Annotated in this window: 15 protein-coding genes; 2 read left to right on the plus strand and 13 right to left on the minus strand. The window is 47.5% G+C overall.

What is annotated here, in order from left to right; all coding sequences use genetic code 11:
- Positions 1 to 63: 63 nt before the first annotated feature.
- Entirely contained in the window at positions 64 to 162 is a 99-nt protein-coding gene (gene prli42, locus DMN77_RS07080) for a stressosome-associated protein Prli42 (protein ID WP_082790156.1), read from the plus strand.
- On the opposite strand, the gene lipB is transcribed toward prli42, so the two are convergent.
- The 5 genes from lipB to lpdA form a co-directional block, all read right to left on the minus strand.
- The gene (gene lipB, locus DMN77_RS07085) at positions 152 to 844 is read right to left on the minus strand and encodes a lipoyl(octanoyl) transferase LipB (protein WP_068781801.1); all 693 of its coding nucleotides are present in this window, start codon (positions 842 to 844) and stop codon (positions 152 to 154) included. The genes prli42 and lipB overlap by 11 nt on opposite strands.
- Positions 845 to 864: 20 nt before the next feature.
- Positions 865 to 2,226 carry a dihydrolipoamide acetyltransferase family protein gene (locus DMN77_RS07090; protein ID WP_068781802.1) on the minus strand — a complete coding sequence of 454 codons (1,362 nt, stop codon included), beginning with the start codon at positions 2,224 to 2,226 and terminating at the stop codon, positions 865 to 867.
- Between the two features lie 385 nt (positions 2,227 to 2,611).
- Complete coding sequence (locus DMN77_RS07095) at positions 2,612 to 3,598, minus strand: alpha-ketoacid dehydrogenase subunit beta (protein ID WP_179014158.1); 987 nt, start codon at positions 3,596 to 3,598, stop codon at positions 2,612 to 2,614.
- Position 3,599: 1 nt separating this feature from the next.
- A complete protein-coding gene (locus DMN77_RS07100; protein WP_068781804.1) occupies positions 3,600 to 4,625 on the minus strand; it encodes a thiamine pyrophosphate-dependent dehydrogenase E1 component subunit alpha in 1,026 nt (341 codons plus the stop codon).
- 442 nt (positions 4,626 to 5,067) lie between these two features.
- Positions 5,068 to 6,486 (minus strand): dihydrolipoyl dehydrogenase, encoded by a 1,419-nt coding sequence (gene lpdA / locus DMN77_RS07105; protein ID WP_179014160.1) that lies wholly within the window; start codon positions 6,484 to 6,486, stop codon positions 5,068 to 5,070.
- A 174-nt stretch (positions 6,487 to 6,660) separates the two neighbouring features.
- Between lpdA and DMN77_RS07110 the strand changes: the two genes are divergently transcribed.
- Positions 6,661 to 6,939 carry a DUF2627 domain-containing protein gene (locus DMN77_RS07110; RefSeq protein WP_068781806.1) on the plus strand — a complete coding sequence of 93 codons (279 nt, stop codon included), beginning with the start codon at positions 6,661 to 6,663 and terminating at the stop codon, positions 6,937 to 6,939.
- 121 nt (positions 6,940 to 7,060) lie between these two features.
- Here the strand turns inward: DMN77_RS07110 and DMN77_RS07115 are convergent, their stop codons facing one another.
- From DMN77_RS07115 to DMN77_RS07150, 8 genes are all read right to left on the minus strand, one after another.
- Entirely contained in the window at positions 7,061 to 7,282 is a 222-nt protein-coding gene (locus tag DMN77_RS07115) for a hypothetical protein (RefSeq protein WP_229521068.1), read from the minus strand.
- Positions 7,283 to 7,412: 130 nt separating this feature from the next.
- On the minus strand, positions 7,413 to 7,826 hold the full coding sequence (locus tag DMN77_RS07120) for a hypothetical protein (RefSeq protein ID WP_068781808.1): 414 nt from the start codon (positions 7,824 to 7,826) through the stop codon (positions 7,413 to 7,415).
- 168 nt (positions 7,827 to 7,994) lie between these two features.
- Positions 7,995 to 8,285 (minus strand): MazG nucleotide pyrophosphohydrolase domain-containing protein, encoded by a 291-nt coding sequence (locus DMN77_RS07125; RefSeq protein ID WP_068781809.1) that lies wholly within the window; start codon positions 8,283 to 8,285, stop codon positions 7,995 to 7,997.
- A gap of 189 nt (positions 8,286 to 8,474) precedes the next feature.
- The gene (spo0A, locus tag DMN77_RS07130; protein ID WP_068781810.1) at positions 8,475 to 9,281 is read right to left on the minus strand and encodes a sporulation transcription factor Spo0A; all 807 of its coding nucleotides are present in this window, start codon (positions 9,279 to 9,281) and stop codon (positions 8,475 to 8,477) included.
- Positions 9,282 to 9,570: 289 nt separating this feature from the next.
- Positions 9,571 to 10,899, minus strand: coding sequence for a SpoIVB peptidase (spoIVB, locus tag DMN77_RS07135; protein WP_068781811.1), 1,329 nt, complete (start codon positions 10,897 to 10,899; stop codon positions 9,571 to 9,573).
- Positions 10,900 to 10,994: 95 nt separating this feature from the next.
- Positions 10,995 to 12,737, minus strand: coding sequence for a DNA repair protein RecN (recN, locus tag DMN77_RS07140; protein WP_179014167.1), 1,743 nt, complete (start codon positions 12,735 to 12,737; stop codon positions 10,995 to 10,997).
- A gap of 40 nt (positions 12,738 to 12,777) precedes the next feature.
- Positions 12,778 to 13,227, minus strand: a complete 450-nt coding sequence (ahrC, locus tag DMN77_RS07145; protein WP_068781838.1) for a transcriptional regulator AhrC/ArgR — start codon at positions 13,225 to 13,227, stop codon at positions 12,778 to 12,780.
- Positions 13,228 to 13,241: 14 nt separating this feature from the next.
- On the minus strand, positions 13,242 to 13,727 hold the full coding sequence (locus DMN77_RS07150) for a hypothetical protein (protein ID WP_068781813.1): 486 nt from the start codon (positions 13,725 to 13,727) through the stop codon (positions 13,242 to 13,244).
- Positions 13,728 to 13,755 lie beyond the last annotated feature (28 nt).

Here is a 13,755-nt window from a genome sequence, read left to right on the forward strand (position 1 = left end):
CGTTTACGATATTATAGAAGGTAAACCAACTTTAACAAATCTATATTTAAAAGGAGTTAAGGTATGTCTAAAAAATGGTTAAAAATCGTAGTCTATCTGATGTTGTTTGCCATGGTAGGTTCTACACTGTTTGCACTGCTTGAACCTCTGCTCATGCGTTAGCATCTTCCCATATCGCCTCATAACCGAAGACTTCATTAAAATAAGGAATGATGTCATGGGCCACTTGTTCAACCGTAAAGGTCTGGCCCGTGACATCTTCCAGCGAAGTGACCCCGAATTCCTGAATTCCGCACGGAATTATCCCCTGGAAGCCCTCGTTCTGAATGCCGGATTTGATATTAAAAGCAAAGCCGTGACTCGTAACAAAGCCGCGACGATGACGGCATTTATTGAACTTGACGCCAATCGCTGTAATCTTGACATTTCCGGCCCAGACACCGGTATATTCCGGCTTTCTAGACCCTTCGATTCCAAACTGGGCCAAATAATTAATAATCACCTGTTCGAGATTACGCAAATAACCGTGGAGATCAAGGCCATTCTCACCATCGAGCAGCAATAGCGGATACCCCACTAATTGGCCCGGTCCATGATAGGTAATGTCCCCGCCACGGTCGATTTGGACCAGTGAGATCCCCTGCTCCTGCAACTGCTCTGGACTGAGCAGCAAGTGCTCAGGATGCTGCTGAGAGCCAATCGTATAAGTCGGCGGATGCTGAAGAAGCAGCAGGTGCTCCTGCTGCTGTCCATCGCTGATCGCTTTTACTAATTCTTTTTGCTTATCCCAAGCTTCCCTGTATTCAATCATCGGAGTATAGCTTGCTAATAATGGTTTGTTCATGATGGTGTCCCCCAGAAGAATCAATAAACTTGCGTATCCAGCGTAAAGCCTTCGATATTGTCCTTCACGCGCTGCATGAACCGGCCGCAGATGACGCCATCCAAAATACGATGATCCAGTGACAGACACAGATTCGCCATTGAACGAACCGCAATCATATCATTGATCACCACCGGACGCTTCACAATGGATTCGAAGGTCAGGATGGCGGCTTGCGGATAATTGATAATCGGCTGTGTCAGGATTGAACCGAAGGAACCGGTATTGTTCACGGTAAAAGTCCCGCCCTGCATATCGTCCAGTTTCAATTTGCCTGCGCGAACCTTGGAAGCCAACTCATCGATCTCCCGGGCAAGACCGGCGATGCTCTTCTGATCGGCATTTTTGATGACTGGAGTTAACACAGAGTCTTCAGTACCAACGGCCAGAGACAGATTGATGTCCCGCTTGACGATAATCTTGTCGACCGCCCAGACGGAATTCATAATCGGATAGTCTTTAATCGCACCAACAACGGCTTTAAGAACAAAGGCCAAATAAGTCAGGTTGATGCCTTCCTTTTGCTTAAATTCGTTCTTCAGCTTATTGCGAAGCTGTACAAGGCTGGTTACATCGACCTCGATCATCATCCAACCATGCGGAATCTCCGATACGCTCTGACGCATCCGGGTCGCAATCGTATTGCGAATCGGCGTAACATCAATGAAGTATTCGGAGCGTCCGCCCTCTACTTCGATCGTCGGAATGCGCGGGGTCTCGGTTAGGTGCAGGCCTGAATGACGTACAGGCTCTGAAGCGGGAGCCGCAGGAATAATACCTGGCGTTACTACAGCTTGTACAGGTGCAGTCTGAGGCTGCGTTGCAGGTACCGATTGCGAGGCCGCCGGAGCCGCGGTGGCCGCATTAGCAGAGCCCTGGTTCTCGATGTAATGCAATACATCCTTGCGCGTCACTCTGCCGCCCAGCCCTGTGCCTGGAACCGCTTGAAGATTTATACCATGTTCAGCCGCTAAGGTCTGAACTGCAGGCGAGTATCTGGCTCGCTGTGAATCGCCGTTATCTACGGAAGCGCCTGCGGTAGCTTGTACAGATTCAGCCGCTTGCGACTCCTGCTCCGCAGCAGACACGGCTTGCTCTGTCTCAATCCGGCAGATGATCGTTCCTACAGCAATCTCCTCGCCTTCCTGTACGAGAAGCTCACCCATAATCCCGTCCAGAGTCGACGGAATCTCAGCATTCACTTTATCGGTAATGACTTCGCAGATTGGTTCATATTGCTCTACAGGATCGCCCGGCTTCTTAAGCCATTTGCCGACCGTAGCCGATACGAGCGATTCTGCCAATTGCGGCATCACAATATCATTCATTACTTTCTTGAACATGCTCTCACTCCCATTTAGAGGTTGTTCAAAAAGTCCGATTGGTTAAGAAAAAGTACCGAAGTAACTCTAGAATGAGCTGACCGCGACTTTAAGTTTGTTTTCTTTGCGATATAGAATTCTTGTCAGCTTCCGCTGAAAGCCTATAAATCTATATCTAACACGAAGAAAATCGGGAGGCTATTCGGCATCGGATCTTTAAGTTCAGCCTAGGCTAAGCCAGTGCAAGTCGAAGTAATATGTCTCCTTCGGAAATATCACAGAGGCTCACATCATCCTGCAAGCCTATCCTTACGAAGTCATTTCTCCGAAACTGCAGCTCGGCCCATTCGTTTAGCTTCATCCAACCTTCTGGCGCAGAAAAATCGGCCTTTTTGAACAGCATATTTTAATATAGCGCTAATTGAAGCATTGCTTCCTTTAACTTGTCTTTGTTCAGCATGAAGAACTTCTCCATCGGCGGATTAATCGGCATCGCTGGCACGTCCGGCCCGCACAACCGCTGGATCGGAGCATCGAGATCATATAAACATTCCTCAGCAATAATCGCCGATACTTCAGCCCCAATGCCGCCTGTCTTGTTGTCTTCGTGAACGATCAGCACTTTCCCGGTCTTCTTGACCGCAGCGATAATCGCTTCTCGGTCCAATGGCTGAAGGGTACGCAAATCCAGGATATGCGAAGTGATGCCTTGCTCAGCCTCCAGCTCCTCCGCAGCCTGCATGGCGAAATGAAGCGGCAGGCTGTAGCTGATCACTGTAATGTCCTCGCCTTCGCGAAGCAGGTTGGCTTTGCCCAGTGGAACCGTATAATCCTCTTCCGGAACATCGCCCTTGATCAGCTTGTAGCATTTCTTATTCTCGAAGAACAGCACCGGATCAGGGTCGCGGATTGCAGCCTTCAGCAGCCCTTTCGCATCATACGCTGAATAAGGAGCTACAATTTTCAGTCCCGGTGTACCGAAGAAGATCGATTCCGGACATTGGGAGTGATACAATCCGCCGAAAATACCGCCGCCGATCGGTGCGCGAACCACGAGCGGACAATCCCAGTCATTGTTCGAGCGATACCGAATTTTAGCAGCCTCACTAATAATCTGGTTCGTAGCAGGCAGCATGAAGTCGGAATATTGCATCTCGGCGATCGGTCTCATACCGTACATCGCCGCTCCAATCGCTACACCAGCAATCGCGGATTCAGCCAGCGGCGTATCGATAACCCGCTCTTCGCCGAACTGCTGCTGCAGCCCTTTCGTCGTAGTGAACACGCCGCCTTTGACGCCAACATCTTCCCCCAGTACAAAGACTCGTTCATCGCGCTCCATCTCTTCCTGCATAGCCAGGCGAAGCGCATCCACATATTCCATTACCGGCATCTCATTGTCCCTCCCCATCGTTCGCGTATACATGCAGCAGCGTATCCTCGGGGTTCGGGAACGAAGCGCGCTCAGCTTCATCAATGGCTAATTTAAGCTCTTGCTTGATTTCCTCCGCTAGCGCTGCTTCCTGCTCCTCGCTCCATAAGCCGCATTCCATTAAATAAGTTTTCATTCTTGGGAGGCCGTCTTTCTTCCAATTCTCATCGACTTCCTCTTTGGTACGATAAGCCAGATCGTTATCCGAGGTCGAGTGCGGAGAGAGTCTGTACATCATCGCTTCAATCAAGGTTGGCCCCTCGCCGCGGACTGCACGCTCACGCGCTTCCTTCACAACCCGGTATACTTCAAGGGGATCATTGCCATCCACACGAATTCCCGGGAATCCGTAGCCAAGCGCACGATCGCTTACCTTGCCACCAAGCTGTTTCTTGATCGGTACAGAGATCGCATACTGGTTGTTCTCACACAGAAAAATAACCGGCAGCTTCTGCACACCAGCGAAGTTAAGCCCTTCGTGGAAATCCCCCTGGTTGCTGGAGCCTTCGCCAAAGGTTACGAAGGAGACGATATCCTTCTTCTGCATTTTCGCCGATAATGCTACACCAACCGCATGCGGAACCTGTGTCGTTACAGGACTGGAGCCAGTTACGATACGCAGCCGTTTGCTGCCAAAATGGCCCGGCATTTGCCGACCGCCGCTGTTCGGGTCATCCGCCTTGGCAAAGGCTGACAGCATTAATTCCTTTAAGGTCATGCCGACGGAAAGTACAAATCCGTAGTCCCGATAATACGGAAGAAAATAGTCGCGTTCACGATCAAGCGCAAACGCTGCAGCAATCTGTGTGCTCTCCTGGCCAATGCCGGAAACATGAAAATTAATCTTGCCTGCTCGCTGGAGCAATAAGCAGCGCTCATCGAATTTACGAGCGAGCACCATATATTTATACATGTCTACTACTGCGGTTTCTGATAATCCGAGCTGCTCATGTCTTGGCTTCGTTTGAACTGAATTTTTTGCGTTCATGGAGTTACCTCCTTCATATGGTTCCCGTATCTTATAACGTCTTATGTTGCCTTATCTTAAAACCTGGTACTAAGACTTGGGTTAACCTTATTATAAACCTTTTCCCGGCAAAAAGAAAACATTTAAAAGCACTAGTTCGAAAAGCCGGTTTCCACCCTTCTGATACTCAGAACAATACCATGCAATTAGATTAGATGAACCTAAAGCCTGTTAGTGCGCGATATGGAATCAGGGTGCCAAGTGGGGCAGATTTTAACGAAACTACAGATCGTTATTACCTCAAAAACAGCGGCAAATAAAATCTAACGAAACACCATATCGTTATTAGCGAGAATTTCAGGCATTAAGCTCCAAATAGCCAAAATAACGATACCGCGTTTCGTTAAAATGTTTTGCAGCTTATTTGGAACCAAATAGCGATACCATGTTTCGTTAGGGGAAATTAAAAGTTGATATTTTGGCCGTCTACAACCAGCGCCGCTTCCCCGATAATTTCGGACAGCGAAGGATGAGCAAAGGCCACTTGCCCCAGTTCCCAAGGTGTAGCATCCAGGATGGCCGCCATTGCAGTCTGGTTAATCAGCTCTGTAACATGATTCCCGATCATTTGAACACCAAGAATATCCTGGCTGTTCGCATCGGTCACGATTTTTACAAAGCCCTCTTTATCACCGTGTACCAGCGCTTTGCCGATCACCGAGAATGGAGCTTTGCCAATCTTAACCTCATGGCCCTTAGCTTTAGCTTCCTTCTCGCTTAGACCCACAGATGCCACTTCCGGTCGACTGTACACACAGCGTGGGACTTGGTTCTCATCATAATGTAACTCTTCTTCGGCCATGTGATGCACGGCAACCAAACCTTCATGGCTGGCTGCATGAGCCAACTGCAAACCGCCGATGCAGTCGCCGATCGCATAAATATGCGGCTCCGTTGTTTGCATATGCTCATTGACGCGGATAAACCCGTTGCTCAACGCAATATCCGTATTTTCCAGGCCGATATTCTCGACATTAGCTTGTCTTCCAACCGAAATGAGCAGCTTGTCCGCTTGTAATTCAATCGTCTGTTCCCCTTGCTGGGCCGAGATATGTACCTGGCCGTCCATCACAGCATAGGTATCCGGCGATACCTTGACACCTGTCAGCACTTTAATTCCCCGCTTAAGCAAATGTTTCTGCAGCTCGCGGGCCACCTCTTCGTCTTCGGCAGGCAGCAGTTGTCCCGCCGCTTCAACTACAGTAACATGGACACCGAAATCCTGAAGCAAAGAAGCCCATTCAACGCCAATGACGCCGCCGCCTACGATGATCATGGATTCAGGCAAATCCTCCAGCAGGAGCGCCTCATCGCTGCTCAGAATATGCTCTCCATCAGGAACAAGCCCTGGCAGGCTGCGCGGACGCGATCCGGTCGCAATAATCAGATTCGTCGGAACAACTGTCTCCATTTCTCCATCATTCAACTCGACCGCAACAGCGCCGCTCTTTGGCGAGAAAATAGAAGGACCGATCACCCGGCCTTTCCCTTGGATGACGGTGATCTTATTTTTTTTCATCAAATACTGAACACCTTTATATAATTGATCTACAATCGCCAGCTTCCGCTCCTGCACCTTCGGGAATACCAGCGACAAGCCGCTCGTCTCGATGCCGTAGCTGGCGCTATCCTTCATTTGCGAATATAGTTCCGCGCTGCGGAGGAGCGCCTTGCTAGGAATACAACCGCGATGAAGGCAAGTTCCCCCCAGCTTGTCCTGCTCTATAATTACGACCTCTTTACCCAGTTGCGCGGCACGAATTGCGGCAATATATCCGCCCGTCCCTCCACCAAGCACAGCTACGTCACATGTTATCGCCATAAATATATCTCCACCATTCTATTTCGAATAATTACATTTGCTATATTCTACATTTTACCTCGTTTTTGAATGATTACAAATCAGGCTTGTAAATAGACAGAATCCTAAGAAGAAGGTATGATTAGAATAATTCCAATTCATTACTGTTCGCGAAAGGAAAGGGATACATATACGATGAAGCTGATGATCTCCCGTTTTATTGCGATTGTTATTCTGGTCATTCCCGGCATCGCAGCTATGATCGGCTTTTTGAAAATCAAGGATGCTGTTTTCCTTTATTATTCCCAGCATGGCAATGACGCCTTGGCCGCCCCTACCTTCGACTGGTTGAATTTTATTGTGGGGTTATTGCTATTTGCAGCTGGCATCAGCTTCTTGGCGGGCTGGATTTATTTTCGCGACCGCAAACGCGGCTATGGCAAGCGCCACAAGAAGGGTACCGTCACGGAGTAACCGATCACTCTGCTCCCATTGCGACCCGGACTTAAACAAAAAACTCTCTCCCTGCTGTAATTTATGTACGCATTGGGAAAGAGTTTTTTATAGTCTAATAAACAGCTTGCATAAAAATCGATCACTCATACAAAGCATCCTTCAACTTGGTAGACATCCTTGGATTATGCTTGGCCGAGAGACGAAGAATCGTCTTCTTCAATCGCTTATTTTCCTCTTCCAACTGCTGCAGCTGATCGATTAATTCTCCAATCCACTGCTTGTTATGAACTTTTTCATCCAACTGTTCCAATCTATCTCTATATTGTTCAAGCCTCGCTTGAATCTCCTTTGTCTCTTCCAACGTCCTTCGTCCTCCCATTTACACTAATATAGCTATTCATATGATGCTGACGAGATTTCACTTATTTATTGTAGCATAAGAGATAAAAGAGCGCTGAAAGATCAGTTACATTTCCACCTGGTCCAGTGTATTACTCCGGCTTCCCCTCAGACTTCTGAATAGCGGCGTGGATCCGCTGCAGCCATGTAATAATCTCAGCGATGCCAATGAATAAAAAGCCGGCAGCCCCACCATAAATCCAATAAACAAGCGCATTCCATAAGCTGAGACCCTTGCTTAGACGACTGTCCATAATACCTATAATCATTCCGATCACTAGCGACAAAATAATCAACACAATTCCAAACGCGAATAAAATCATCGAAACCAAATTGCGTGGTTCATACTTTTTAATATTTCTACGCATCTCATCCATTACGATAACGTCCAATTGCCCTTCTTCTCGCAACCGTTCAGCCTCTGATTCAGCCGACGACCTGACAATATACCGGATCTCCTTCTCGCTATCGGTTTCCTGATCCCTATACTTCACATAAAAAGCCACCGACATCTCCTCTGTTTAATATTTCCATTTATCATAACATGCAAATCTTAAGCAAGTCACCCGACCTCATAAAAATAAAAAAAACGCCAAGCTCCACTACCGGCCTCTTGACGTTATGTATTTCGGACACAGATACCGATTCACCCGGTTAGCCATAGCTAGCCGTAGCTACCCCCAAGTCCTCTGTTCGTTAATCTTCATCTTCTTCTTAAAAGCTTGATCCAGATCGATTCCCAGCTTGTTGGCCAAATCGAATATATTCCAGACGACATCATACATCTCAAAGCCAAGGTTCTCTTTCTTCTCTGCTGCTGGATCGAAGGACACCTCAAGAACTTCTTTCGACAGCTCCCCTACTTCGGTCATCAAATAAAGCATCCGCTGTTCAATACTGCTCGACTCAAAGCCCTTCTCCTTGCTGTACTCTCTAACATACTGCTGAAACTGCGCTGTATTCATATCCCAATCCCTACCTTTGTATAAAAAACGATGTTATAAAGTATATGAGTCAGTATAGAACGGCAGGGTGGGATTGGCAAGACAACTCCATGTTCGCCTATTCTTAGATCGAATTCGTCATAAAAATACCGCTCTTTATCGGTTTCCGAAGGAGCCGATAAAGAGCGGTATTTCCTATTCTTTACCCTTTCAAGACACCTTATGCTCAATCCGCAGCTTATCTGCTACCATCGCGATGAATTCGCTGTTAGTTGGTTTCGATTTGCTGATGTTAACGGTGTAGCCAAACAGGTGGCTGATGGAGTCAAGGTTGCCGCGCGTCCAAGCAACTTCGATGGCATGACGGATGGCGCGTTCCACACGGGAAGGTGTCGTCTTGAATTTCTCAGCGATCGCTGGATACAGAGTTTTCGTAATGGCTCCCAGGATTTCAATGTTATTGTAAACCATTGTAATGGCCTCGCGCAGATACTGATATCCCTTAATATGCGCAGGCACCCCGATCTCATGTATGATAGTTGTTATGTTCGCGTCCAAGTTTTTGCCTTTGCCAATTGGAACAACATTCGATTTGCTGAAGGATGAGGATGGCGTTGTCCCCATTGTTACCGCCGATACGCCCACCAATTGACGAATACGATTGACGAGAACCTCCATATCGAAAGGCTTAAGGATGTAGTATGATGCTCCAAGCTGTACAGCACGTTGCGTAATGTTCTCCTGACCAAAAGCGGTCAACATAATAATTTTGGGCTGCGGAGTCAAATTCATTTCGCGTAACCGTTCCAATACGCCCAGACCGTCCAGATGCGGCATGATAATATCCAGAATCAACACGTCCGGAATTTTAGAAGCGTTGTCGATCATCTCCAGCACTTCTTCGCCATTATAAGCAATTCCCGAGACGATCATATCGTCCTGCTCCGAGATGTACTCCCCGAGCAAATTCGTAAATTCCCGATTATCATCCGCCAACAACACTTCAATTTTCTGCACTGACGACGTCCTCCTTAAGTACTTGAATAAATTATTAACTTACTTTCTCTTCCAGATTAAGGATTCGACATGCGAAAGTAAATTCCTTCTGTCGAAAAATTTTTTTCTTTAATTTTTTATTCGTTTAAGATATAATATATTATTTATTTACAGATTGCGATAACTTTTTATTAATTTCGACAAAGCTTTGCATAAAACACCTCTCGCCAGCGACAAAATATTTATCGCCCCGGAGCTGTATTATCCCTGTCCAACAACACAATTTTCCTCTAAAGAAAAGATCCTAAGGCTAACTAGCCTTAAGATCCTGGTAAGTTGGTTTATGCTTAAGAACTCCTGCATCCTGCAGCATCCATTCGATGAAGCAACCATAACCCGAACGCGGATCGTTCACAAAGACATGGGTTACTGCACCGATTAGCTTGCCATTCTGGATTATAGGGCTGCCGCTCATTCCTTGTACAATTCCTCCGGTCTTCTCGATCAGGCGCGAATCTGTAATACGCAGCACCAATCCTTTGGTCTCCGGAGCATTTTGCCGGGATACATGAATGATTTCGACTTTAAACCTCTCCACCTTCTGCCCTTCAACAACGGTTAAAATTTCTGCCGGTCCTTCCTTTACTTCTTCAGAAAAAGCAACAGGGATCCCGTCTTTATAGACACTATGTTCAGGATTTTCGCCCATTTTACCGAAGATGCCAAATGGAGTATTCCGTTCAATGGTTCCAAGAGTTTTTCCTTCTTTAATAAAATGAGCTCGCTTCTCTCCAGGCTCTCCACTCTCGCTCTTGGAAATCGACGTTACGCTGGATTGCAAAATCTGCCCACTGCCTACGACAATCGGGGTCTGGGTATTCATATCGGTAATGACATGTCCCAGAGCTCCATATACCCCATGCTTGGGCGCGTAGAAAGTTAATGTTCCAACACCTGCAGCTGAGTCGCGGATATACAACCCAATCCTCCAGGAACGATCCTGATTGTCAAAAGCGGGAGTAAGCAATGTCGTATAAGTTCTTCCGCCGCGCTTGTAAGTAACTTTAATCGGCTGGTTTTTCTTGCCCGCTTGGTCTGCAATAATCGCAACATCTTTGACATCCTTTAATTCGACGCCATTCAAATGGGTAATTAAATCACCTGTCTTCAGTCCAGCCACTTCACCAGGGGATAACTTGTCATGGTTCGTTGCTACCTGATGATGACCTACGACAAGGATGCCTGCGGATTTCACTTTCACTCCGATCGTCTGCCCTCCGGGGATGACCTTCAAGTCAGGGATTACATTAACTTTCACGGTCTTGAGAGGAATTTGTCCGAATAATTTCATGCGGATATTGGCTTCACCGCTGCCGACACTATCCAGCTTGAGCGGTTCGCCTAGGGAGACTGTCATCGTTGGAACTGCCTGCCCATTTAGCGTAAGTACATCGGGTCGATCAACGCTAACAGATGCTTGTACGGGCAAAGCTAAATTTAGCTGTGTACCCTGCCCCTGGAACAAGCGCAGCTCATCCGGCAAATTGAAGGATTGTCCATTTACCGCGGTTGAACCGAGAAAACATAAGAAAAAGGCAAATAAAAGACCGAGTAATCTCTTGGTTAGGTTCGGGTTCAATGGCTGTCACACTCCCTTTAGCTTCTTCGCTTGACGAAAAGGTGGTCGCCAATTGCGTACCTATAAGATACCCTGGGGCAGGTCTTTTATTACTGTCAATCATTGTTCCGGCCCCAAATTGAATCCTTTTGAGCCGCAGCCAGCTTAAGCATTTCCTGGGCATGATGCTGCGTCTTCTCAGTAATCTCGACACCCCCAAGCATGCGGGCCAATTCATTTACGCGCCCTTCCTCGCTAAGCTCCTCGATCTGAGTCATGGTCCGCCCATCCGCTACGATCTTCTCGATTAAATATTGCTGATCCGCCATACACGCTACCTGGGGCAAGTGCGTAATGGAGAAGACCTGGCATGTTCTCGATAAGCGGAACAGCTTCTCGGCGATCGACTGGGCGGCACGCCCGCTCACCCCTGTATCCACTTCATCAAATATAAGTACAGGAACATTATCATGACGAGCGAAGATGCTCTTCATCGCTAGCATAATCCGCGACAATTCCCCGCCGGAAGCAATCTTGCTCAAAGGACGCAAGGGTTCCCCCGGATTGGGCGATATTAGAAACTCGGCAACATCGATACCATGACGGCCAGGACGGATCTTTCTGCCCAGCCAATCTACGCCCTGAGTGTCTTCATTCCAATCCAGCTTCACCTTAAATGAAGTCCGCTCCATCTGCAGTTCCTTAAGCTCTATTTCGATCTGAGCAGCAAGCTCCTCCGCCATCCGGCGCCGCACAGTGCTCAGCTGCTCGCCCTCATCAAGCAGCTGCTTCAGCAGCTCTTCACGTTTGGCTTCAAGCTTATCCAGCAATTCATCCTTATTCTCCAGCGTCTCCGTCTCTTGGAGAATCTTATTATAATAAGCCAAAATATCCTCGGCATTGTCACCATACTTGCGCTTCAGGGAAGACAGCAGATCAAGCCGATCCTCCACTTCCTCCAGGCGCTCGGGATTAAATTCAATATTATCCCTGTAATTACGCAGACTATAGGAGGCATCCTCAAGCTGATAATAAGCGCTTTGCAGTTGCTCCAGCATCGGGCCGATACCGCGTTGATCGAAGCCTGCAACGTCATTCAGTTTGGCTAATGCCTTCGCAACAGCTTCCAATCCTTGGGACCCATAAAGCAGATCATAAGCCAGAGATATCGAGTCCATCATTTTCTCACTATGGGATAGCTTGTTCTTTTCCTCCAGTAATAATTCATCTTCACCAGCTTTTAATCCAGCCGCTGCGATCTCTTCAATTTGAAAGCGATACAAATCGAGCATTTGCAGCGCTTGCTGACTGGTATTGCGAAGATCATTATATTCCTTATCGACTTTAGCATAGGCAGAGTATGTATCCTGGTATTTCGCCTTAACAGGACGGATTGCCTCAGCCCCATAAGCATCCAGCAGTCCCAGATGCAGCTCCGGTCGAAGCAGGGTTCCATGCTCATGTTGTCCATGTAAATTGATTAATTGCTCCCCGACCTCGCGCAGCATGGACAAATTGACAAGCTGACCATTGATTCGTGCAGTACTCTTGCCCTGGGCACTGATCTCACGACGAATGATCAATAGCTCCTCTGAACTTGCACTAATGCCGAAATCCGCAAGTGTGGTCCATACCGAATGAGCTGGCGGCAGGTCAAAGGAAGCCTCCATCTCCGCTCGCTCGCAGCCATAGCGAATCAAATCCGCAGAGCCGCGGCCTCCAGCTAAAAGACCCAGAGCATCGATAATGATCGATTTACCTGCACCTGTCTCACCGGTAAGAACATGAAATCCATTATGAAATTTGACGTCTACTGCCTCCACAACCGCCAAATTCCGGATCGATAAATGGACTAACAACGCACGACAACCCCTTTCCCAATTAAGGCAATATCACAAATCAGGAAATAAAACCCATAATTTGGTCGATTACAAAATGGCTGTACGCTTCGTCCCGACAGATCATTAAAATTGTATCGTCTCCGCAGATCGTTCCAAGAAGATCCGGCCATTCCATATTATCGAGCAGAACCGCAACCGAATTGGCCGTCCCCGGCAAGCATTTGATGACCACCAGATTGCCGGTATGATCGATGCTTACGAAGCTATCGACCAGCGCGCGCTGCAGCTTCTGGATCGGATTATAACGCTGTGCCGTCGGCAACGAATATTTATAACGACCGTCATCTGTAGGAACCTTAATCAGCATCAATTCTTTGATGTCGCGGGATACTGTAGCCTGGGTAACCTGAAAGCCGGATTCCCTAAGCGCTTCGACCAATTCATCCTGTGTTTCAACTTCCCGATTTGAAATAATTTCTCTTATTTTAATATGTCGTTGACCTTTCATAACATCCTCCATGTTCATTCATTGGCTATTTCATCCTCTTCGGATTCTCCTGCTGTCAAGACGATCTCCCGGATGGTCTCTTGCTCCAAATCAATATACAAGACCCCGGCGCAATCCGGATACAGCAGCAGGAAGCTCAGAAAATCCTTACGCATGCCGCTGCCTGTCCACTCGATGGGCAATCGTTCTCGGGAGGTTCTAACAATATAGAATTCCCTATTCTTGACGACAATATAGTCGATAAACAGACGGCTGTGAAAAACTTGTTCATCCACCTTAAAGGTTAATGGAACCTTCAGCTTGTCGCTGAGGACCTCATAACCTGCCTGTTCCAGCATATTTACCGCCGGATGATCCAGAATCTCCTCGTTCATCTCAAATCCGATGCCGGATCTGAGTGTAAAAGGCTTGCGTACCCAGGAACGAAAAGTCCGGTAAATCAAGAACAGAATAATTCCCGTAATCAGCAGCATCAATAAACCGTCAGAGTAATCTCCCATCCGAAATCACCTCAGAGATTAATTCGAC

The sequence above is a fragment of the Paenibacillus sp. 79R4 genome (genome assembly GCF_013393165.1).
Classification (GTDB): Bacteria; Bacillota; Bacilli; order Paenibacillales; family Paenibacillaceae; genus Fontibacillus.